22 protein-coding genes are annotated in these 20,880 nt (G+C 48.8%); 12 read left to right on the plus strand and 10 right to left on the minus strand.

Annotated elements, in window-relative coordinates:
- Nucleotides 1-187: 187 nt before the first annotated feature.
- The 6 genes from KTG14_RS17860 to KTG14_RS12110 form a co-directional block, all read right to left on the minus strand.
- Entirely contained in the window at nucleotides 188-373 is a 186-nt protein-coding gene (locus KTG14_RS17860) for a hypothetical protein (protein WP_058381297.1), read from the minus strand.
- 59 nt (nucleotides 374-432) lie between these two features.
- Nucleotides 433-978: a DUF3267 domain-containing protein gene (locus tag KTG14_RS12090; RefSeq protein WP_216971168.1), complete on the minus strand. Its 546-nt coding sequence runs from the start codon at nucleotides 976-978 to the stop codon at nucleotides 433-435.
- 104 nt (nucleotides 979-1,082) lie between these two features.
- Complete coding sequence (locus KTG14_RS12095) at nucleotides 1,083-1,643, minus strand: HTH-type transcriptional regulator Hpr (protein WP_068465618.1); 561 nt, start codon at nucleotides 1,641-1,643, stop codon at nucleotides 1,083-1,085.
- 115 nt (nucleotides 1,644-1,758) lie between these two features.
- Nucleotides 1,759-2,199 (minus strand): YtxH domain-containing protein, encoded by a 441-nt coding sequence (locus KTG14_RS12100; protein ID WP_216971169.1) that lies wholly within the window; start codon nucleotides 2,197-2,199, stop codon nucleotides 1,759-1,761.
- Between the two features lie 123 nt (nucleotides 2,200-2,322).
- Entirely contained in the window at nucleotides 2,323-2,856 is a 534-nt protein-coding gene (locus tag KTG14_RS12105; RefSeq protein ID WP_216971170.1) for a tryptophan transporter, read from the minus strand.
- A 103-nt stretch (nucleotides 2,857-2,959) separates the two neighbouring features.
- Nucleotides 2,960-3,391, minus strand: coding sequence for an HIT family protein (locus tag KTG14_RS12110; protein ID WP_058383669.1), 432 nt, complete (start codon nucleotides 3,389-3,391; stop codon nucleotides 2,960-2,962).
- Nucleotides 3,392-3,565: 174 nt separating this feature from the next.
- Here KTG14_RS12110 and KTG14_RS12115 point away from each other — a divergent pair, with 174 nt between their 5' ends.
- Together KTG14_RS12115 and KTG14_RS12120 are read left to right on the plus strand one after the other, a co-directional pair.
- The gene (locus tag KTG14_RS12115; protein ID WP_216971171.1) at nucleotides 3,566-4,315 is read left to right on the plus strand and encodes an ABC transporter ATP-binding protein; all 750 of its coding nucleotides are present in this window, start codon (nucleotides 3,566-3,568) and stop codon (nucleotides 4,313-4,315) included.
- A complete protein-coding gene (locus KTG14_RS12120; protein ID WP_216971172.1) occupies nucleotides 4,299-5,516 on the plus strand; it encodes an ABC transporter permease in 1,218 nt (405 codons plus the stop codon). Before KTG14_RS12115 ends, KTG14_RS12120 begins: the two co-directional genes overlap by 17 nt.
- 58 nt (nucleotides 5,517-5,574) lie before the next feature.
- Here the strand turns inward: KTG14_RS12120 and KTG14_RS12125 are convergent, their stop codons facing one another.
- From KTG14_RS12125 to KTG14_RS12135, 3 genes are all read right to left on the minus strand, one after another.
- A complete protein-coding gene (locus tag KTG14_RS12125; protein WP_216971173.1) occupies nucleotides 5,575-6,741 on the minus strand; it encodes an amidohydrolase in 1,167 nt (388 codons plus the stop codon).
- A gap of 78 nt (nucleotides 6,742-6,819) precedes the next feature.
- A complete protein-coding gene (locus KTG14_RS12130) occupies nucleotides 6,820-7,818 on the minus strand; it encodes a sodium:calcium antiporter (protein WP_216971174.1) in 999 nt (332 codons plus the stop codon).
- 67 nt (nucleotides 7,819-7,885) lie between these two features.
- On the minus strand, nucleotides 7,886-8,401 hold the full coding sequence (locus KTG14_RS12135; RefSeq protein ID WP_216971175.1) for an antibiotic biosynthesis monooxygenase family protein: 516 nt from the start codon (nucleotides 8,399-8,401) through the stop codon (nucleotides 7,886-7,888).
- Between the two features lie 220 nt (nucleotides 8,402-8,621).
- Between KTG14_RS12135 and hemE the strand changes: the two genes are divergently transcribed.
- From hemE to KTG14_RS12150, 3 genes are all read left to right on the plus strand, one after another.
- On the plus strand, nucleotides 8,622-9,665 hold the full coding sequence (gene hemE / locus KTG14_RS12140; protein WP_211653686.1) for a uroporphyrinogen decarboxylase: 1,044 nt from the start codon (nucleotides 8,622-8,624) through the stop codon (nucleotides 9,663-9,665).
- Nucleotides 9,666-9,686: 21 nt separating this feature from the next.
- Nucleotides 9,687-10,619: a ferrochelatase gene (gene hemH / locus KTG14_RS12145; protein WP_216971176.1), complete on the plus strand. Its 933-nt coding sequence runs from the start codon at nucleotides 9,687-9,689 to the stop codon at nucleotides 10,617-10,619.
- A gap of 152 nt (nucleotides 10,620-10,771) precedes the next feature.
- Nucleotides 10,772-11,224 carry a FixH family protein gene (locus KTG14_RS12150; RefSeq protein WP_216971177.1) on the plus strand — a complete coding sequence of 151 codons (453 nt, stop codon included), beginning with the start codon at nucleotides 10,772-10,774 and terminating at the stop codon, nucleotides 11,222-11,224.
- 88 nt (nucleotides 11,225-11,312) lie between these two features.
- Here KTG14_RS12150 and yhfH read toward each other — a convergent pair whose 3' ends face one another.
- On the minus strand, nucleotides 11,313-11,438 hold the full coding sequence (gene yhfH / locus KTG14_RS12155; protein ID WP_083509120.1) for a protein YhfH: 126 nt from the start codon (nucleotides 11,436-11,438) through the stop codon (nucleotides 11,313-11,315).
- A gap of 144 nt (nucleotides 11,439-11,582) precedes the next feature.
- On the opposite strand from yhfH, the gene lplA reads away from it, so the two are divergent.
- The 7 genes from lplA (at nucleotide 11,583) to KTG14_RS12190 (ending at nucleotide 20,867) form a co-directional block, all read left to right on the plus strand.
- Nucleotides 11,583-12,575 (plus strand): lipoate--protein ligase, encoded by a 993-nt coding sequence (lplA, locus tag KTG14_RS12160; protein WP_211653689.1) that lies wholly within the window; start codon nucleotides 11,583-11,585, stop codon nucleotides 12,573-12,575.
- A gap of 71 nt (nucleotides 12,576-12,646) precedes the next feature.
- Nucleotides 12,647-13,351: a response regulator transcription factor gene (locus KTG14_RS12165; RefSeq protein ID WP_216971178.1), complete on the plus strand. Its 705-nt coding sequence runs from the start codon at nucleotides 12,647-12,649 to the stop codon at nucleotides 13,349-13,351.
- Nucleotides 13,351-14,358 carry a HAMP domain-containing histidine kinase gene (locus KTG14_RS12170; RefSeq protein ID WP_249222072.1) on the plus strand — a complete coding sequence of 336 codons (1,008 nt, stop codon included), beginning with the start codon at nucleotides 13,351-13,353 and terminating at the stop codon, nucleotides 14,356-14,358. Before KTG14_RS12165 ends, KTG14_RS12170 begins: the two co-directional genes overlap by 1 nt.
- Nucleotides 14,355-15,128: an ABC transporter ATP-binding protein gene (locus tag KTG14_RS12175; RefSeq protein WP_211653692.1), complete on the plus strand. Its 774-nt coding sequence runs from the start codon at nucleotides 14,355-14,357 to the stop codon at nucleotides 15,126-15,128. The genes KTG14_RS12170 and KTG14_RS12175 overlap by 4 nt, the downstream gene beginning before the upstream one ends.
- Complete coding sequence (locus KTG14_RS12180; protein ID WP_216971179.1) at nucleotides 15,100-17,034, plus strand: FtsX-like permease family protein; 1,935 nt, start codon at nucleotides 15,100-15,102, stop codon at nucleotides 17,032-17,034. The genes KTG14_RS12175 and KTG14_RS12180 overlap by 29 nt, the downstream gene beginning before the upstream one ends.
- Before the next feature lie 141 nt (nucleotides 17,035-17,175).
- Nucleotides 17,176-18,729, plus strand: coding sequence for a fatty acid--CoA ligase family protein (locus tag KTG14_RS12185; RefSeq protein ID WP_216971180.1), 1,554 nt, complete (start codon nucleotides 17,176-17,178; stop codon nucleotides 18,727-18,729).
- Nucleotides 18,730-18,887: 158 nt separating this feature from the next.
- Nucleotides 18,888-20,867 carry a S9 family peptidase gene (locus KTG14_RS12190; RefSeq protein ID WP_216971181.1) on the plus strand — a complete coding sequence of 660 codons (1,980 nt, stop codon included), beginning with the start codon at nucleotides 18,888-18,890 and terminating at the stop codon, nucleotides 20,865-20,867.
- The last annotated feature ends 13 nt before the right edge of the window (nucleotides 20,868-20,880 follow it).

The following is a 20,880-nucleotide window of genomic DNA, read 5'->3' on the forward strand; positions in this document are numbered from 1 at the left end:
TTTCCGCAAAAGGATGATTGCCGCAAGCGTTATGCAGCAGGCTGTTTTGCGTGTATTTTCAATAGATGCCGTAGTTACTATATCATAAACGAATGAAAAAATAAAAAGTTCCAAAAAATTGCGAATCCGTTAAAGAGTAGGGAATTTCGAGTGATTCCATAGAAAAAGCACTTGCTCGGGCAAGTGCTTACGGGGTGAATTCAACCCCGACATATAATGAAACAAGCAGGATAAGAATCAATATGTTAATGGTACGAAAAATCTTTTCATGGTTTTCCTCGGGAATTTCCCGGGATGTAACAAGTGCTAATGTCATCCGATTAATTTGGAATACGTAAAAAACGGAAAACATTATAACGAATGCGACTATCATGAGTTTCCTCCCCTCTGACCTTAACTTCCATTATAGCAAAATGGAAAGAAAAAAGCAGGTCAGGCAATTGGCTGCGGCACCAGGATCTCGAATCCAGTGTCCGTCTCTTCGATAAGTGCGTGCCGCGGCGAGCGTGCCAAATTACGGATATAGATCAAATCCGTAACGGACAAAGCGCTATGGTATGCAAGCAAAATGGCAAAATAATGGCTATAGGTCGGCCACATAATGCTCAACGCGATAATGATAGTATTGATAATCGCAAATGGCGTCACAAGCGCTAGCATAAAGCGTGATTTCCGGACCGGTTCTTTGATATATAAAGAAATAGTCGGGCATAGCTTCAATTGTTTGCGCATGCTGATTTTCAGGCATTTGCGGCTTCCGAGTAAAGGTAGAAGGTGCAAAAGTTTATGGATAGGGTAGATCGCCAGCATCCCGACCATGAACAGCAAAAAATTCTGGTCGGATAACGGGTCGGCATACATGATGGCCAGCAGCATGTAATAGCTGGTGAACACCCCGGCGCCAATCAGTGCAGAAATAAAGAACAGGCGGTCAGAGCCGTATTGTTTTTTGACGTTTATTGTTTTCCAGCAATGCATATGCGTATCTCCCATTGATGTATAGTGTTGATGAGCCGATACATACAATACAACGTTTCCTGAGGGAATGCAAGCTTCTTCAGGGATATTTTTTTTGGAGTTTTTTAAGGGTTTTTGTTCTCCGTCAAAACATGGTTTTCTTCATTGAAGCGATTCTCAATGTTCTTGAAAGAGGCTTCAAAAATCTCCATGAAATCATCGCCGTAAATATTGCGGATGATGGCCATGACATCCATGAATTCAGGGAATTTCCCGTATAAATTACGCAGTGGAAGGGAACCGTCGACAACCGAATGGGGCGTATCGTGATAGCGTTCGATCATCTCCTGCATCAACTCTTCGCCTTTTTGAGTCAGTTCTACATATGTATTGCGTTTGTCGGTATCGCGTTTCGAGAACGACAGCAATTCACGTTCTTCGAGTTTTTTTGAAAAGTTGAAAGCCGTAGAAACGTGCATGACCCCGAACTTAGCCACATCAGAGATGGAAGCTCCTTTCAAATGGTAGGAAATCCATAAAATGTGATGTTCATTAATATTCAGGTCATAAGGTTTTATCCACATCTGCCAATCTTTCTCCACTGCTTTCCATAATGCTTTCGATAATTGCCCAATTCTTTGGCTGTACAGCATAGCTTCTTTCATTGTATATTCTTTATCATTCACGCGAGCACCAACTTTCACCGGGAATATTTTCTTTATTATAGCAATAAAGCAAAGTGAATTAAAGTGAGAATAGTAAAATAATTTAGTCGAAAGAAAAAAGCTTGACCAATGATGGTCAAGCTGTCTCGGAATCGTCTTTATCTTTTGCTTTTTTTGGGTCGATTTTCGTCGGTTTGTCTTTTTTCTTCTCTTCTTCGTCTTTATCTTTGCTGATGGATGCCTGCAGTTGTTCGATGGAGTTCTGAATAGCTTTGATCTCCAGTTGCAAATATTCTTTCGCTGGCGCTGTATCTTCCTGCCACGATTGAAGGGATGCTTTCAAGCCATCCACTGCTTCTGGTACTTGAGTTTTTGACTCTTCTGTCAAGTGATTGATTGATTCCTTTAATTCATTAATGCGGGCTTTCAGCTCGTTCATCGATTCTTTCCATTCCGAGCCGCTTGATTTGATGGAAGTGCGCAATTCCTCACCGGATTTCGGAGCGGAGAGGATGGCTGTTACGGCGCCGGCGATAAGACCGGCACCGAGACCGGCAAAAAAATTCGAAACTTTCATAAGTGTAAGCGCTCCTTTCGTATCTATCTTTCTTTTCCTTTATTTCACTTAATTAAAACATGGAATGAATCGCTATTCAATAAAAAATGCCTTTCCCTGCAAAAGGGAAAGGCATTTAAGGCATTAGCGAGCCTGCGTGGCTGTGGAACTTTGGAAGTTCGAGCGCTTCATGAGCCCTGTGACAATCGGGAACATGACCGCAAAGGCAACGCCATTCATGATAGTTGCCGGAACGACGACCGTTGCAAGCAGCAGCGTGAACGGAATATCGGCGCCTAGGATGAAGATCGCGGCCGACAGAAAAATGGTTCCTGACAGTACTGTTCCGATAGCAGTGAGTGCAATGCCGACCGGCAACTTGGCGGCATGCTTTTTCAATAACGACACGAGCGCGAAAAAGACGAATGCGGTGACGAATTTATCGATGATATTCGGGAAAAAGCCTCCCGGAAAGCTTGAAAACAATCCGGAAATGATTCCGGTGGTGACAGCGAGCAAAAAGACGCTTTTCACGTCACGGAACAGCAAGATGCCGATAAACATCATCGTCAGCATAAAGTCGGGTTTCATCCCGCCGTTAATTCCTGGGATCATTACATACAATGTTGCACCGACGCTGACAAGCAGCGCCATTAACACAAGATTTTTCGTATTCATTTCTCATCTCTCCTCAGCTCAAGCTAGTTTCTTTTTCCCGGTCGTGCCCTCGTGGCCGCCGGCGAAAAACGTATTACGATCTTATCTCGTGCAGCACAGAAAATCAAGCCTCAGAGGCTAGCTTGGATTTCACTTGTTCAGCAAGTTCCTGAATCTTCTCTGTGGTGTACTCTTTTTCTTTGGTCATCCATTTGGCGCCGAACCCATCGCTTGCGCCGTAGCGCGGAATGAAATGAAGATGGAAATGGAAGACGCTTTGCCCAGCTTTTGGTCCATTATTGTTCAACAAATTCATACCTTCGGGTTCGAAAGTTTCTTTGATGGCGCTGGCGATCTTCGGCGCTACGCTGAACAATTGAGCAGCTTCTTCCGGCGCCATGTCGTAGACAAATTCGCGATGGGTTTTCGGGATCAGCAGCGTATGCCCTTTTGATAAAGGCATGATGTCCATAAAGGCATAGACATGCTCGTCCTCGTACACTTTGACGCTCGGGATATCCCCTGCAATGATTTTGCAAAAAATGCAATCGCTCATAAACTCATCCTTTCTGTAATGGGTTGGCCGTTCTTTTTTCAGTTTACCATATTCAGTGAGTGAGTCATTCCACATTTCAGCTTGTCCCGACCGGCTTCATGAAGCGTCCCATTTCCCGAAAGAATTCGCCACGCAGTTTTGATACAATAGTAAACGAAGAAAGAGGTGTTGTAAGTGGCAATATTGGAAGTAGAAAATTTAACGGGCGGCTATACGAGAAAGCCCGTGTTAAAAGACGTAAGTTTTTCGATAGAAAAAGGCGAATTGGTTGGCTTGATCGGCTTGAATGGGGCAGGGAAGAGCACGACCATCAAGCATATCATCGGCATCATGCAGCCGAAATCCGGGACAATCCGACTCAATGGGCGGACCTTCGCGGAAGACATCGACGCTTACCGTTCCGCTTTTTCCTATATTCCGGAAACGCCTGTGCTGTATGAGGAATTGACCTTGCGCGAACATCTCGAGCTGACGGCGATGGCTTATGGCCTGGAGCAGGAAGTGTTCGAGCAACGCTCTGCAGCATTATTGAAGGAATTCCGCATGGAGAAGCGGCTGAAATGGTTTCCGTCCCATTTTTCAAAAGGGATGCGCCAGAAAGTCATGATCATGAGTGCATTTCTAGTCGATCCGGATTTGTACATCATCGATGAACCTTTCGTCGGGCTCGACCCGCTTGGCATCAAATCGCTTCTCGACCAGATGGAACAGCAAAAGCGCAGCGGCGCATCGGTGCTCATGTCGACCCATATCCTGTCTACGGCAGAACGCTATTGCGACCGGATCATCCTGCTCCACAATGGTCGCGTGCGGGCAATCGGCACGATGCCCGAGCTACGCCAGGAGTTCGGCATGCCAGATGCCTCACTCGATGACCTATATATTGCGATGACCGAGGATGACGACAATGAAGAACCTGCATGAAGTGTGGGACAAGCGACTCCGTCGCTATACCGCTGAAGTCCAGAATTATTTAAAATTCATCGTCACCGGCCATATTGCGGTCGTCATGCTGTTCGCCATTGGGGCGGCCGGCTACGCTTACAGCGAATGGGTGCAAAATGTCCCGCCGGAATTTCCGGCAGCGCTGTTGATGGCTGTCTTGTTCGGTGCGCTATTATCCTACAGCCCGCCGGTGACTTTATTGAAGCAAGCGGACAGCGTTTACCTATTGCCGCTTGAAAGCCGGCTTGATGAATATTTGAAACCGGCACTTCGCTGGACGTATGTGTCGCAGCTGTATTTGCCGATTGTCGTCTTCGTGGTCTCCTTGCCGCTCATCAACGCCTTATACGGCTTGCCTTCGTCTTATTTGATTGGGTTTCCTATTTTGTTGTTGCTTGTGAAGTGGTGGAATGTCAGGAGCGAGTTTCATTGGCGAAAAGCAAGCGATGGCCATAAGGTCTGGTTCGAGCGCGCGGTCCGGTTTCTGCTCGTTGGCGGGTTTGCCTGGTCATATATCGACGGCTGGATTCTCATTGCAGCAGTCTTTTTGTTCGCGATGATTTTCTATGGCAAATGGCTCGAGCGCCGCGCTGCGGGAAAAGCATTCCCATATGGGCATTTCATCGAATTGGAAGAAAACCGCATGCTGCGTTTTTACCAGTTCGCCAATTATTTCACCGACGTTCCGCATTTGAAAGGGAAGGTGAGGGAACGCAGATGGCTCAACCCTATTTATCGGCTGATCAAGAGCAAGGCTTCCAATGCCCATTTGTATTTGGTGAGCCGTACGTTCATTCGTTCCGATGAATTGTTCTTTCTATGGGTGCGTTTGACGCTGATTATCCTGGCCGGCGCTTGGCTCATCCCGTTCCAAATTGCCATTGCTTTATTTGCTGGGGCATTGGCGTTCGCTTCAACGATCCAATTATGGCAAGGCCTGAATCAGTCCCAGCATTTCCGCATGGACCAATTATTCCCGCTGAGCACGCATAGCCGCGAAAAAGCAGTATGGAATTGGGTGCTCGCGGTCCAGTTGATTCAGGCTGCAGCGGCATTGGTCTTGTTGCTGGCACTCGAACAGTTTGCAACAGCGCTAATTGTTACAGCAGTCATAGCTGTTGTTTCGTTTGTGACGCTTGCAGGCGCCAGAAGAAAGTCAGCACAGCTCAACAACCGATAATCATCATAAAAAGGGCTGGAGAAAATAAAAATTTTCTCCAGCCCTTTTGCTATGTCGTTTATTCGTGGCAAGTGACAGCAGCTTTGCCAAGCGTTTTCGCAGCGATCAGCATCGCTTCTTCTTTGAAATCGAATTTCGGGTGGTGGTGGGGATAAACTTCACCGTCCGGCATCGCGCCTGTGAAGAAGAACGTGCCCGGAATCTCTTCGAGGTAATAGGCGAAATCCTCGCCGCCCATTTGCGGCGGACAATTGAAAACTTCCTGAACCCCCGGCACATCTTCGGCAAGGTCTCTCAGGAATTCGGTTTCCTGTCCGTGAGTGACAACCGGCGGATAGCCCCGATGGAATTTAAAGTCGATGTCGCTATTGGTCGCGATAGCCGTGCCTTTAGCGACGCGCTCCATTTCCTGCTCCATAAGGGTGCGCGTTTCTTCGGTGAAGGATCTGACTGTTCCGTTCAGTTTCGATTGATCGGCGATGATATTGAACGGGTTCTCTGCAATGAATGATGCGATTGTCAAAACTGCGGAATCGAGTGGGTCCACACGGCGTGCGACAAGCTGCTGCAGGCTGGTTACGAGCTGTGCGCCTGTTACGACGGCATCGACGGTTTCATGGGGCATCGCGCCGTGGCCGCCGCGCCCTTGGACAGTGATTTCAAAACGATCCGCCGCTGCCATGATTGGGCCAGTCCGGTAATCAATCCGCCCGAATGGCGTCGTCGACCAAAGATGGGTGCCGAAGATGACATCGACGCCGTCAAGCGCCCCGTCTTCGATCATCGGTTTTGCGCCGCCTGGGGCTAGCTCTTCTGCGTGCTGGTGAATGAGTACATACGTGCCAGGAAGTTCATCGCGCAAGCCGTGGAGGATTTTGCCGAGAACGAGTAAAGTCGCCGTGTGGCCATCATGGCCGCAAGCATGGACCACGTTTGGCACGGTCGATTTATAGCTGATTTCTTTCTGGTCTTGGATCGGCAGGGCATCGAAATCGGCGCGCAAGGCGACTGTCTTGCCTGGCTTACCGCCGCGGATAGTCGCGATGACGCCATTGCCTCCGACTCCATGACGGATATCGACACCGAGAACTTCATAGAAGTCACGGATGTACTTAGCCGTTTTGGTTTCATGGAATGATGGCTCCGGGTTCATGTGCAAGTGACGGCGGATTTCCACCATTTCAGGGTAAGCATTATCGAGTTCAGCAAAGATCTTTTCAATCATTGGATCATATCCTTCCTAATTTTCTGCATTTTCTCTAGTTTAACATAGCAAAAAACAGAACGGGGGAGCCCCGTTCTGTCAGTAAGTGAAATTCAGATATGATGCGATAAAGTATAATGCCAATACGAGTATCGACGGGATACTATAGGCAAACGTAGATTTAGTATTGCTTCTGAAGAGTGAAAAGAGCGTCAAGACACTCATGATAAGAACAGCGACAGCCATAATCATATTGGCTCCCGATACTTCGGCGAGAATAGATCCTTCTGTATAAACAGGATCGGACAATGCCAAGATGACCATATTGAAAATATTACTGCCAAGAATGGCGCCGACCGCCATATTGACGTTCGATAGGCGCAATGCCACGAACACAGAGATGGCTTCGGGCAATGATGTAGCAGCTGCGACGAGGAAACTGCCGACAAAGCTAGAACCGATTCCTGTCACGACAGCAATTTCATCCCCGGTGATCGACAACGCTGTTCCGGCTGCCATAATGATCAAAGCAAAAATCACAAATCGTATGCCAGCATGCTTCGGGGATAAATGAGCGCTAGGATTCTTGGGCGCTTTCGCATCGGGCGGCTCTTCGTCCAGCTCGATGGTGTCTAAGTTCGGCAGCTTATTGATGACAAACATGCCGATGACATATGCCAGGCCAATTGCCAGTGCATCAAGACCAATGCCTAAGACGGTTACATCCGTGCGGATCCACAATGCCAAAATCAAGAGCACTGTCAAGAAAATACCGAGCATGGAAGAATAAGTATGATCTTTTGACACGCGGTCAAGAAGACGGCGTTTGTTCAGCATCAAGTCGAATCCTGCCAGTATGAATAAATTGAATAAGTTCGAACCGACCATATTGCCGACTGCGATATCTGCATTGCCGATTGCGGCAGCAGAAAAACTTGTGGAAATCTCGGGGAGCGATGTGGCGCCGGCAAGTAAAAGTGTACCGACCATCATGCCGCCCATTGCTGATTTTTCACTGATGACATCCGCATACTGGGACAATTTAATGGCGGCGAATACGGTGACAGCTGCCGCTAATAGAAAATAAATGAATACCAATAGAAATTCCTCCTAAATAGGTTTCTTCTATTATACATAAAAAACAGCCGGGCTAGCCGGCCGTTGATTACTCGTCTTCTTCGGGTTTTGCTTTATACATGGTGACATAAGAATTACCGGAAAAGATATTGGCGCGCGGTTTTTCAACTTCTTGCTGCGGTTTTTCTGCATGGGCTTTAGCGAAAGCTTGTGATTCTTTCCATTTTTCATAGAATGCCGGTGATTCCCATTCGGTCAAGACGACATACGTGTCTGAATCGAGCGGCCGCAAGACGCGAAAAGCGACATATCCGGGTTCATTTTCGATGGCGCCGGCGCGATTCTTGAAGCGGTGTTCAAAAACAGGCCGCCCTTCGTCGGCAACGGGGATGTTATTCATGACAAAAAATCCCTTTTCGCGGAATTCGCCGGTGCCGTCGACCACTTCGTAGCGGCGCGGCGTTTGGAAGGCGGATTTGCCTTCGGTTTCGTGCAATAGCAAAGTCGTGTTTTCGCCTTGCATCAACACCATCGTTTCATCTGCATGCTTTTCACGCATTTTTTTCATAAAATCATAAGTGCCTGTCGTCATATAAACATTCATTGAAAAAGCCTCCTAGTGATCGAATCCATTTTGAATTGCTACCTCACTTTTCCCTAAAATCGGATGCTTGAAACGGAAGGTGTCAAATCCGTGAAGGCATTCGGGTCTAATTTATGACAATTGCGCCTGGATTCTATACAATAAGGGACGGAGAGTCTATAGTATAGACGGATAATGAAGGATAAACTATAGCCGCAAAGACTGAAGGGATGACTAATTCATGACTTTTAATGATACGTACCTGCGCGCAGCGCGTGGAGAGAAAACCGACCATGTACCGGTATGGTATATGCGCCAGGCTGGGCGTTCACAGCCGGAATACCGCAAGATCAAAGAGAAATATTCATTGGAGGAAATTACGCACCAGCCGGAACTTTGCGCTTACGTCACGAAACTGCCGGTCGACCAATACGGCGTCGACGCAGCGATTCTTTACAAAGACATCGTGACACCGCTTCCAGCAATCGGGGTGGACGTCAAGATCAAAGGCGGCGTCGGGCCGGTCATCAGTAACCCGATCCGTACAAAAGCGGATATCGACCGCCTCGGCGAAATCAATCCAGAACAGGATGTCGACTATGTCCTAAAAACAATTAAATTGCTGACAGAAGAGCAATTGAACGTGCCGCTTATCGGCTTTTCCGGGGCACCATTCACTTTGGCGAGCTATATGATCGAAGGGGGCCCTTCGAAGAGCTACAACAAAACAAAAGCGATGATGGTATCAGAACCGGAAATGTGGTTTGCGCTCATGGATAAACTGGCGGATACGATTATTCCATATGTAAAAGCACAGATCCATGCAGGGGCGAAAGCGATCCAGATTTTCGACTCGTGGGTCGGCGCATTGAATGTGGAAGATTACCGCATCTTTATCAAACCGGTCATGGATCGTATCTTCAAGGAAATCGGCGAAGAAGGCGTACCGATGACAATATTCGGTGTCGGCGCAAGCCATCTGGCGAACGAATGGCATGAACTGCCGGTGGATGTCGTAGGACTGGATTGGCGTTTGCCGATCACCGAAGCGCGCGAAAGAGGCTTGACGAAAGCCTTAATGGGGAACTTCGACCCTTCTTATTTGCTGGCGGATTGGTCTGTCATCGAAGAACGCACAAAAAAAATCTTGGATATGGGCATGCAAAATGATGGCTATATCTTCAATCTTGGGCACGGGGTCTTCCCGGAAGTGCAGCCGGACACGCTGAAGCGTTTGACGGCATTTGTCCATGAGTACAGTGCAGCACACAAACAACAGAACTAACAAATTTTTGACGAGGTGATTGTGATGAAAAAGACAATGGGATTATTGGTAATGGCGTATGGCACGCCGTATTCTGAAGATGACATCGAGCGCTACTACACGCATATCCGCCGCGGCCGCAAGCCGAGCGAGGAAGCGTTGCAGGATTTGAAAGACCGCTACAAGGCGATCGGCGGCATTTCACCACTGGCTAGAATCACGGAAGACCAAGCGAATGGCTTGTGTAACCGTTTGAACGAATTGCAAGATGACATCGAGTTCAAAATGTACCTCGGCTTGAAGCATATCGAGCCATTCGTGGAAGATGGAGTGGAAGAGATGAAAAAAGACGGCATCGAAGAAGCGATTTCAATCGTTCTTGCGCCGCATTTCTCAACATTCTCCGTTAAATCCTACAACGGCCGTGCAAAAGAAACAGCCGACAAGCTAGGCATCAAGCTGACTTCAGTAGAAAGCTGGTACACAGAGCCGAAATTCATCCAATTCTGGAGCGAAAAAGTAAGCGCGGCATTTGCTGAAATGTCAGAACAAGAGCGCGCCAAATCTTGCCTGATCGTCTCTGCGCACTCATTGCCGGAGAAAATCATTGCAAATGGCGACCCGTACCCGGATCAATTGAAAGAAACAGCAGATTTGATCGCTCAAGCGGCAGGCGTTGAAAACTATGAAATCGGCTGGCAAAGCGCCGGACAGACGCCGGAACCGTGGATCGGGCCGGATGTCCAGGATTTGACGCACGACTTGCATAAAGAAAAAGGCTATACCTCCTTCGTCTACACGCCAGTAGGCTTTATTACAGACCATTTGGAAGTCTTGTACGATAACGACTACGAATGCAAAATCGTCTGCGACGAAATCGGCGCAACTTACCGCCGTCCGGAAATGCCGAACGTCGATCCATTGTTTATCGATGGTATGGCCAATGTCGTCTTGAATAAATTAAACGAAAACTGATCCTGGCGAAACCGCCTAGGATGTAAGCTTTTAAGCAATAAACCGTTAATAAAACGCCGCTCGGCAGTCAACTGCGGCGGCGTTTTATCAATGAATGGGCAGAAATTGCGGCAAGCAGGAGCAATTTCTGCCCAGCACGAGGAGGAAATCACATGAAAAAATGGATCGTTTTGCTGCTGGTGCTGCTGTTGGCGGCATGCGGCGAAGAAGATTCATCGGCTGGTGCGGGAGAAATGCCGCAGGAAGTGAAAGTCGAGTTCAATACAGAAGAAACCGCCGACCCGGGCGAAGAAGTGCTGCTATCTGCCACCATTACACAAGGCACAGAAGCGGTAGAAGATGCAGATGAAGTGGTCTTTGAAGTGTGGCAATCAGGAGCTCGCGAAAACAGCGAAATGCTGGAAGCAACTCATACACAAGATGGCATTTATGAACATAGCTGGACGGCCGAAGAAGAAGGACTGTATTTCATCCAAGCCCATACGACAGCCCGCCGCATGCATGTCATGCCCAAAATGGAATTGACAGCAGGCGATCCGGATCCAGAATCGATTGTGCCTGACGATAGCGAAGATTCAGATGCCATGGAAAAGATGGGGCATTGATTTTTTCCGTCCCTGCCACTGTTGCACAACAGCTGGAAGGCGAGGCATAAAAAAACGGCCGGAGAATTTCTCCGGCCGTTTTGTCTGTTTAGATTTCGTTGCAGGTCTGGCAGTGATTGCCGTAGCACTCGTGTTGCTCTTCGATTTTCTCTCCGCAAGTGGCACACTGTTTCGGTGGCAAGTTCTTGAAGAATTCGACTACGTTCTCAATCATTTCTACCAGCTCCTTTTTGTTATAGTACTGTAAGTGATAAACACAGTGTATTATAACAGTTTGGATCCGTCAACCCTCAACCGTGATTATTTTTAAAAATTCCGTTAAAATAAAGACAGTCAATAGTAAAAAAGGAGAGAGATCATGTATTTCGTAGACAATAAAGGCATTACCGATCCACGTATCAACTTGGCCATAGAGGAATATTTATTGAAAACGATGGATGTCGATCAAAACCCATTCCTGCTGTTTTATATCAATGAACCGTCCATCATCATTGGGAAAAACCAAAATACGGCAGAGGAAATCAATACAGATTACGTCGATTCAAACGGCATCCACGTCGTACGCCGGCTGTCAGGCGGAGGCGCGGTCTATCATGACCACGGCAATTTGAACTTCAGTTTCATCACTAAAGACGATGGCAATAGCTTCCGAGATTTCCGCAAGTTCACCGAACCGGTCGTCAAAGCTTTGCAGGACATGGGCGTCAATGCAGAGCTTTCAGGGCGCAACGACTTGCTCGCAGAAGGCCGTAAGATTTCCGGCAATGCCCAGTTCGCGACAAGAGGGCGCATGTTCAGCCATGGCACGCTGTTATTCGATACGAAGATGGATGAAGTCGTGTCGGCTTTGAAGGTCAATAAAGAAAAGATCGAATCGAAAGGCATCAAATCGATCCGCAGCCGCGTGGCGAACATTTCGGAATTTCTCGATCAGGAAATGTCGGTGGAACAATTCCGTGAAGCCGTGCTGCATTCGATTTTTGCCGGTGAAGAAAATGTCCGTTTCTGGGAACTCACCGATGAAGACTGGAACAATATCCACGAACTGTCGAAAGAACGATACGCGAATTGGGACTGGAACTACGGCAAATCACCAAAGTTCAATATTAAGCAATCCCACCGTTTCCCGGTTGGCGGCATCGATGTTCGCTTGCAAGTGGAAAAAGGCACCGTACAGGAAGCGCATATTTATGGCGATTTCTTCGGTGTTGGCGATGTATCGGAAATCGAACAGGCGATCACCGGCGTGAAATACGAACGCGCTGCACTTGCTGAAGCGATCGAAGAGATCGACATCCCGAAATTGCTCGGAGGGATCACGACAGAAGATTTCCTCAAGTTGATTTATTAAGATTTTCTGTAGAGCCTGCTTTCGAGCAGGCTCTTTTGTTAGAATAGAAGGAAATGGAAGGGGGAGTAAGTATGGGTGAACAGCGGATATTCATTGTCGAAGATGATGCGAAGATCGCTTCGCTATTATCGGATACATTGCGCAAATATCATTACCAAGTGGAAACTGCGAAAGACTTTGACCGCATATTGGAGGAATTCGCTGCCTTTGACCCCCATTTGATTCTTTTAGACATCAATTTGCCTTCTTATGATGGGTATTACTGGTGCCGGCAGTTGAGGCAGCAGACAACTTGCCCGATTTTGTTCATTTCTGCCAGATCAGGCGAAATGGATCAGGTGTTTGCACTTGAAAACGGCGGCGATGATTTCATTACGAAACCTTTCCACTATGAAATCGTCCTTGCAAAAATAAGAAGTCATTTAAGAAGGGCTTATGGGGAATATGCACCGAAACAAGAAGAGCGAACAGTTCGTGCAGGACGGCTCGTTTTATATATGGAGCGGCTCGAATTGCATTGCCGGGAAGCGGAAATCCCGCTCCAGAAAAAAGAAAGCACTATTTTGGAACTGTTGATTGCCGCGCATCCCAAAGTGGTGACGCGTGAGCAATTGCTAGAAGAGCTATGGGATGACCAGGCGTTCGTCGATGAAAATACATTGAATGTCAATATGGCCCGCGTGCGCAAGAAGTTGACGGATTACGGCATCCAGAGTTTCATTGAAACGGTTCGCGGTGCTGGTTACCGGCTGATTCTTGGCAGGGAGGAACAATGATGCTGCGGCTATTCTTGCGTGAATACGCCGCATTTATCGTCTTTCAGATCTTGCTCGTAGGATTCATCCTGATGCTTTATTGGCTTGATGGATTCCGCAATACGGATACGGCCGTCTATTCATTCATCATCAGTTTATTGCTATTGGCTAGTTTTCTCGGTGTCCGCTTTGCGATGCGCTACCGTTATTACGAGCGCCTGCTGAGCAACCCGCCGAATATGGAGCATGCTTTGCAGCGGGAAGGGCGCTCGCCGGAAACGGTGCAGACGGAATTGTATATGCAAAAACTGTACCGCCTGTATCAATACGAAGTGCAGTCGCTTTATGCGGGGCAAACTCGCCATCTGCAATTCATCAACCAATGGGTGCACCAGATGAAGACACCGCTATCTGTCATGCACCTGTTACTGCAGGAGCCGGAAGAACTGGATAAGGCAAGCATCCGTGAAGAAGTGGATCGTTTGCGTGCAGGGCTCGACACGGTATTGATGAACGCCCGCCTCGATACATTTGAGCAGGATATGCAGATCGAGCAAGCGTCGCTGCGCGGCATGGTATCCGAAATGGTCACGGAAAACAAGCGCTTGTTCATCTCGCGCCGCGTCTATCCGGAAATCGACATCGAAGAACGCTACCAAGTGGCGACAGACCGCAAATGGATGAAATTCATCATCGGCCAATTGCTGACGAATGCGGTAAAATACACATTCGAAGAAAACAAGAAACTGTATATCCGGGCCAGCTGCCTAGAAGGCACCATTACCTTATCGGTGCAGGATGAAGGCATCGGGATTCCGCCATCGGATTTGCCGCGCGTTACCAAGGCCTTCTTTACGGGAGAGAATGGGCGCCTGAGCGGCGAATCGACCGGGATGGGGCTGTATCTGGCCCAGGAAGTATGCAACCGGCTTGGGCATGAGCTGGAAATCACGTCATCGCCCGGAGAAGGGACGACCGTATCGATCGTCTTTCCTTATCAGGAACAGAATGTAGGGGGATCAACATGACAGTAGTGAAAATCGATGAAGTGACCAAAGTCTATGAAGGAAAAGTGACGCATCGCGCGTTGAACCAATTAAGCTTCGAAGTGGAAAAAGGGGAATTCCTTGCGGTGATGGGCCCTTCCGGAAGCGGCAAGACGACGCTGTTGAACTTGATATCGACAATCGATTCATTGACTTCTGGCACGATCCTCATCAATGGCATCAATCCGCATTCTTTGGATAAAGATGAGCTGCCGCTGTTTCGGCGGCGCCAGCTCGGGTTTGTGTTCCAGGATTTCAATTTGCTGCAGATGCTGACCGTGGAAGAAAATTTGGTGCTGCCGCTGACGCTTGACGGCATGCCAATCAAAGAAATGGAAAGCCGCGTCCAGGAATTGGCAGCTCGGCTTCAGTTGCAGCCGTTTCTCCATAAGAAGCCGAATGAAATTTCCGGCGGGGAAGCGCAGCGCACGGCGATCGGCCGTGCGCTCATCCATCGTCCGGCGCTCATACTCGCGGATGAACCGACCGGCAATCTCGATTCGAAAGCCTCGAAGGATGTGCTCGAGCTATTGAGCGGCTTGAGCCGTGAGGAAGGGACGACGATCATCATGGTGACGCACGACCCGATCGCAGCGAGCTATTGCGACCGTGTGCTGTTCATCAAAGACGGCGAATTCTTCAATGAAATTTACGGGGATGATCGTCGCCAAACCTTCTACCAAAAGATCCTCAACGTGTTATCTCTATTGGGAGGCTCCGTCAATGACCTTTCGCCAACTCGCCTTCCGTAACGTTTTCAGGAATTTGAGAAGCTATGCAGCCTTCCTATTGGCCAGCGTCTTTTCGGTCATGGTGTTCTTCATCTATTCGATGTTCATCTTCCATCCGTTATTCGAAGAAGAAGGTTTCCGTGTATTGGCAGTGCGCGGCATGTTCATCGCGGAAATTGTACTGTATATTTTCACGCTGTTCTTCTTGTTCTATTCCTTGAGCGCATTTTTACAGGCGCGGACAAAAGAATTCGGCGTCTTGATGCATCTTGGGATGAGCAAAAAGCAGCTCAATAAATTGGTTTTTTTCGAGACGATGATACTCGGCGGCCTTTCGACAGCGGCAGGGATCGTCTTCGGATTCGCGTTCACGAAATTCTTTTTCATGGTCGGCCGTGAAATCATGCAGTTGGAGGAATTGCCGCTGTATTTCTCCTGGAAGCCATTCGTTCTGACCATTGGCGCATTTGCCAGTTTGTTCATCATCATCTCGCTCATCAGCGTGTCTTTTATCCGCACGAAGCGCGTTGTCGATTTGCTGGAGGGCTTCTGGAAAACCGAAGAGGAAGCAGCGTATTCACCGGCTTTATCGGCGTTCGGATTAGTGCTTTTGGGCGTTGCGTATTTTCTGGCGGCGACGGTGTCCGACCGTACCGTTTACATCATGGTGTTCATCGTCCCGCCGCTCGCGACGATCGGCACGTATTTGTTTTTCACGCATTCGATTCATACTTTCCTTCAATTGTATAAGAAGCGGCGCAGTATCTATTGGCATAAAACACGCCTCGTATCGCTAGCCGAAGCAGCGGTTAAGTTAAAAGACAGCGCGCAAATGTTCTTCATCGTGACCATCGTCTCGACCATTGCCTTTCTGACGGTCGGCACGCTTGCCTCGTTCACTTCCTATACAGCGGAGTTCCGGCAAAGCAATCCGCTCGGTTTGATTTATGTTTCTTTTGAAGGCAATTCACTCGAACAGCAGCAACTGGACCAGTTGAGGCGTGAACTCAAACAGCAGCAGCTCGCTTACACGCTCGTGCCTTTGGAAGTGAAGCGGCAGACATCGAGCGCAAGCGGCAATGACGTCGACATCATGTCCTTGTCCCAGTTCAACCGCCTCGCCGTAGCGCTCGGCCATGAACCCGCGAGGCTTCAAACCGGCGAAGCGATGTTCGTGCCGTTTTCACAGGAATCGCTCCGTGAGCTGCAGAAAAGTTATGCAGAAACGGAATTGGTGGAAAGTGGGGTGGAGCTGACGATCGACCAGACCTACCCGCAAGTGTTGTTTCCGGCGCATACCTTGAATGCCAATACGATCATTATGAACAATGAAGATTTCGGGGAAGTCGATGAACCGTTAATGGGCTACCCGCAAGGCGCATCGGATTTTCGCTATTATGCCTTCCATGTGCCGGATTGGACCGAGACCGTCTCGATTGGTGAAAACGTCCGCTACCCGATCAGCGAGGCGATGGTCAGCGGAAATTTTGCCGGGCTCAATTATTATTTCGAGAATCCAGGCTACGAATACCGCTGGTTTAAATCCTCTTTTGCGTTGTTATTGTTCATCGGCTTGATGGTGGCGGCTGTGTTCTTGCTGGCTGCCGGAAGTTTCATTTATTTCAAGTTGTATACCGGGCTTGAGCGCGACCGCAGGCAATACCAACTGATGGTGCGCCTAGGGATGACGGAGCGGGAACTCGGCAAAATCGTCAACCGACAGCTCGTTCCACTGTTTTTCCTACCTTGGGCGCTCGCGCTTCTTCACAGTGCTTTTGCGTTCATTTCGCTTCAAGTGGTGTGGGATGAGTTTGCGGAGCTGTCGATTTTGTCTGAGATGGCGATTGTGCTCGGCGGTTTCACGCTCATGCAGATTCTTTATTTCTTCCTGATCCGCTGGCGTTATATTGCCCATTTGAAAGCTTAAGGACCCAAGCGAGCCGCCGGTTAAATCCGGCGGCTTTTTGCTGGGGATTTTTGGCGGGCAGTTGTATTGTCTGAAGATTTATTTTATAATGAAAAAAGTAAATATGAATGAGTATTCATTCAACAGAAAGAGGGATATTCAATGAATTTGGGAGAACGTGTTCACGAAATTGCACAACAGGAAGCTGGAAGAATTGCTTATACGTTCATGGGCAAAGACACGACTTACGGCGAATTTGATCAATCGGTATCGAAATTCGCAGGGGCATTGCAGGAACTCGGCGTGGAAAAAGGGGACCACGTCGCATTTCTTTTGAGCAATACCCCGCATTTTCTCATTTCACTCTATGCCACTTTGCGGCTGGGTGCAACTGCAGTCCCGGTCAACCCAATCTATAGCCCGGATGAAATCGCTTACATTGTCAATAATAGTGATGCAAAAGTGGTTGTAGCGCTCGATGCCTTGCTGCCGCTTGTGGAAAAAGCACATCAGGCCTTGCCTGCAGTAGAAACATATGTCATTTGCGAGACCGACCCATCGACTGCTGAAAAAATGGCGCAACTGCCAGAAGCGGTGAAGGGGAAAGTCCGTTCGTTCACGCAACTTCTTGCTACTGCCCATGCATTTGATGGAACCGCTGGTATTGCACAAGATGATAATGCGGTCATACTCTATACGTCTGGGACGACCGGCAAACCGAAAGGCGCGATGCTAACCCATGGCAATCTCTATTCCAATGCCCGCGATGTCGCGGAGTATCTCCAAATCACGCCAGATGACCGCGTAGTGGCGACGCTGCCGGTGTTCCATGTGTTCGCATTGACGGTCGTCGTCAATGCCCCATTGATGCAAGGCGCGACGATCGTTCTTGTTCCACGCTTCACGCCGCAAGAGGTATTTGCAGCAACGAAAGCTTCACAAGCCACGGTCTTTGCGGGCGTTCCAACCATGTTCAATTTTATGTATCAACTGCCGGATGTAGACCCGGCCGACTTCGCCTCTGTGCGCTTGGCCATTTCCGGCGGATCCGCGATGCCTGTCGCCCTGCTGCATAATTTCGAAGACAAATTCAATGTGCGGATCTCCGAGGGTTACGGCTTGTCCGAGGCTTCGCCTGTTACTTGTTTCAATCCGATCGATCGCGAACGCAAAGCGGGATCGATTGGCACCTCGATCATTAATGTCGAGAACAAGGTCGTCAATGAACTTGGCGATGAAGTCCCAGTTGGGGAAGTGGGCGAGTTGATCGTCCGTGGACCGAACGTCATGAAAGGCTATTATAAAATGCCGGAAGAAACGCAAGCTGCCATTAAAGAGGGCTGGTTATATACAGGGGATCTTGCGAAGATCGATGAAGAAGGCTATTTCTTTATCGTTGACCGTAAAAAAGACATGATCATTGTCGGAGGCTATAATGTCTATCCGCGCGAAGTGGAAGAAGTTCTATTCGCCCATCCGGCGATTGTTGAAGCAGCGGTTGTCGGCTTACCGGATGCTGATTTCGGCGAGTCGGTCAACGCCTATGTGGTGTTGAAAGATGACGCAGTTTCCATCGATGAGCTGCAGGGATATTGTGCAGAGCATTTGGCGAAATACAAAGTGCCGCGTCATATGGAGATTCTCGATGAATTGCCGAAAAACACGACCGGCAAAATCCTGCGCCGTTCGCTGAAAGACCAGGCCGTTAAAAAATAACCATAAACCGCTTTCCGCTTTTGCCGGAAAGTGGTTTTTTATAGGAAAATTGGCTATCCAGTTTCCAAAGAGCTTTCATTGAAAAGACAGACAATTACCGATATAGTGAAAGGGCAACTGTTACGATAAACGAAATAGTTATCCAGGAGGCTGAACGTATGTCGAAAAAAGCTGTTGGAATAAAAGATTTACTCGAATTAACGTCCGTGACAGACCCGAAGGTTTCACCCGACGGGAAACGCGCGGTATTCGTCCAAACAAAGATGGACGAAGAAGAAAATACATATTATTCGCATGTGCACCATATTTCGTTGGAAACTGGTGCGTCGAGTCCTTGGACTTACGGAAAAAACCGCAATAGCCAACCAGCCTGGTCAGCAGACGGCCGCCACATCGCTTTTCTATCCGACCGCAACGACAAGAACCAATTGTATGTCCTTCCAGCAGGCGGCGGGGAAGCGCGCGCTGTGACGGATTTTGAAAAAGGGGTGAGCAGTTTCCGTTGGTCGCCTTGCAATAAGAAAATCTGGGTCAATGCGCTGGTGCAGGACGGAAAAACATTCACGGATCAAGAACCGGAAAAAGAGGAAGATAAGAAAAAGCCTGAACCTTACCGCACGACGATCATGAAATACAAAATGGATGGCAACGGGCTGGTCAAGCAGGACTACCACCGCCAAATCGGTTTTGTGGACCTGGAGACAGGAACGGTGGAGCAGTTGACGGAAGGGCCTTATCATTTTAGCTTGGAAGCCATTTCCCATGACGGCACGAAACTGGTGTATGGATCGGCCAAAGAAGAAAATCAGGATTTCATTTTCCGCCAGTCGCTCTACATGCGCGATCTGGAAACGGGAGAAGAAACAGCCGTCATCGAACAAGACGGATATTACGGGGATGCCGCATTTTCCTTCGATGATGCACGCTTGGCGTTTGTCGGCCATTCACGCGCTTATGAAAATGCCACACAAGCCGACTTGTATGTGTATGAAACAGCAACTCAAACGACGCAATGCCTGACAGAAGGCATCGATGCTCCAATCGGCGATTATGTCGTCGCGGACCATCAGCAAGGCGCCCAGGCACCGGGCGTCGTCTGGACGAAAGACGACCATTTATACTTCCAGGTATCTACAGATGGCGATGTGCGCCTGTATTTCGCTTCGCTTGACGGCGCGGTGTATCCGGCTTCCCCGGAAGATGAGCATGTCTACGGCTACGACATCTCTAGAGACGGCAGCTTCGCGCTTGCCGCCATCAGCAACCCGGTGTCTCCCGGAGAACTTTACAAACTCGCCATTTCGACTGGAGAGCGCGAAGCACTGACTTCCTGCAATTCAAACTACCTAGAGCAAACAGAATTGATTGCACCGAAAAACGTCTCGCATACAACGGAAGACGATTTTGAAGTACATGGCTGGCTCATGAAGCCACGCGGATTCGAACCAGGCGGAAAATATCCACTCGTCGTCAATATCCACGGCGGACCGCATGCCATGTACGCCAATACATTCGTCCATGAAATGCAATTGCTTGCAGCAAGCGGCTACGGTGTCCTGTATGTCAATCCGCGCGGCAGCCATGGCTACGGTCAAAGCTTTGTCGATGCGGTGCGGGGCGACTACGGCGGCGGAGATTACCGGGACATCCTAGGGGCGCTCGATAGCGTCATCGGAGACAATGACTGGGTGGATATAGAGCGGCTCGGCGTAACCGGCGGCAGCTACGGCGGGTTCATGACCAACTGGATCGTCTCGCATACCGACCGTTTTAAAGCGGCTGTGACCCAGCGTTCGATTTGCAACTGGATTTCCTTTTTCGGCGTTTCAGACATCGGCTATTATTTCAGCGAATGGCAGCACGGAGCCGCCATGGACAATGTCGATAAGCTATGGGAGCATTCCCCGCTGAAATATGCGAAAGACATCCACACGCCGCTGCTCATTCTGCATTCGGAAAACGACCATCGCTGCCCGATTGAGCAAGCGGAGCAATTGTTCGTCACGCTGAAAAGCATGCACAAGGAAACGGAATTTGTCCGTTTCCCGGAAGCGGACCATAATTTATCGCGCACCGGCAAGCCGAATTTGCGTTTTGCCAGATTGCAGGAGATTGTTGGCTGGATGGAACGGCTGTGAATAGAAAAAAGCC

The sequence above is a fragment of the Planococcus sp. CP5-4_YE genome (genome assembly GCF_019042655.1).
Lineage (GTDB): Bacteria > Bacillota > Bacilli > Bacillales_A > Planococcaceae > Planococcus.

What these genes read in the sequence shown, in the direction of transcription:
- KTG14_RS12105 (WP_216971170.1), bottom strand. Translation starts at nt 2,856, where the DNA reads ATGAATACGAAAAATCTTGTGTTAATGGCGCTGCTTGTCAGCGTCGGT.
- KTG14_RS12170 (WP_249222072.1), top strand. Translation starts at nt 13,351, where the DNA reads ATGCTGCGGCTATTCTTGCGTGAATACGCCGCATTTATCGTCTTTCAG.
- KTG14_RS12110 (WP_058383669.1), bottom strand. Translation starts at nt 3,391, where the DNA reads ATGAGCGATTGCATTTTTTGCAAAATCATTGCAGGGGATATCCCGAGC.
- KTG14_RS12135 (WP_216971175.1), bottom strand. Translation starts at nt 8,401, where the DNA reads ATGAATGTTTATATGACGACAGGCACTTATGATTTTATGAAAAAAATG.
- KTG14_RS12150 (WP_216971177.1), top strand. Translation starts at nt 10,772, where the DNA reads ATGAAAAAATGGATCGTTTTGCTGCTGGTGCTGCTGTTGGCGGCATGC.
- KTG14_RS17860 (WP_058381297.1), bottom strand. Translation starts at nt 373, where the DNA reads ATGATAGTCGCATTCGTTATAATGTTTTCCGTTTTTTACGTATTCCAA.
- KTG14_RS12185 (WP_216971180.1), top strand. Translation starts at nt 17,176, where the DNA reads ATGAATTTGGGAGAACGTGTTCACGAAATTGCACAACAGGAAGCTGGA.
- KTG14_RS12120 (WP_216971172.1), top strand. Translation starts at nt 4,299, where the DNA reads ATGAAGAACCTGCATGAAGTGTGGGACAAGCGACTCCGTCGCTATACC.
- KTG14_RS12180 (WP_216971179.1), top strand. Translation starts at nt 15,100, where the DNA reads ATGACCTTTCGCCAACTCGCCTTCCGTAACGTTTTCAGGAATTTGAGA.
- KTG14_RS12175 (WP_211653692.1), top strand. Translation starts at nt 14,355, where the DNA reads ATGACAGTAGTGAAAATCGATGAAGTGACCAAAGTCTATGAAGGAAAA.
- hemE (WP_211653686.1), top strand. Translation starts at nt 8,622, where the DNA reads ATGACTTTTAATGATACGTACCTGCGCGCAGCGCGTGGAGAGAAAACC.
- yhfH (WP_083509120.1), bottom strand. Translation starts at nt 11,438, where the DNA reads ATGATTGAGAACGTAGTCGAATTCTTCAAGAACTTGCCACCGAAACAG.
- KTG14_RS12125 (WP_216971173.1), bottom strand. Translation starts at nt 6,741, where the DNA reads ATGATTGAAAAGATCTTTGCTGAACTCGATAATGCTTACCCTGAAATG.
- KTG14_RS12165 (WP_216971178.1), top strand. Translation starts at nt 12,647, where the DNA reads ATGGGTGAACAGCGGATATTCATTGTCGAAGATGATGCGAAGATCGCT.
- lplA (WP_211653689.1), top strand. Translation starts at nt 11,583, where the DNA reads ATGTATTTCGTAGACAATAAAGGCATTACCGATCCACGTATCAACTTG.
- KTG14_RS12090 (WP_216971168.1), bottom strand. Translation starts at nt 978, where the DNA reads ATGCATTGCTGGAAAACAATAAACGTCAAAAAACAATACGGCTCTGAC.
- KTG14_RS12100 (WP_216971169.1), bottom strand. Translation starts at nt 2,199, where the DNA reads ATGAAAGTTTCGAATTTTTTTGCCGGTCTCGGTGCCGGTCTTATCGCC.
- KTG14_RS12190 (WP_216971181.1), top strand. Translation starts at nt 18,888, where the DNA reads ATGTCGAAAAAAGCTGTTGGAATAAAAGATTTACTCGAATTAACGTCC.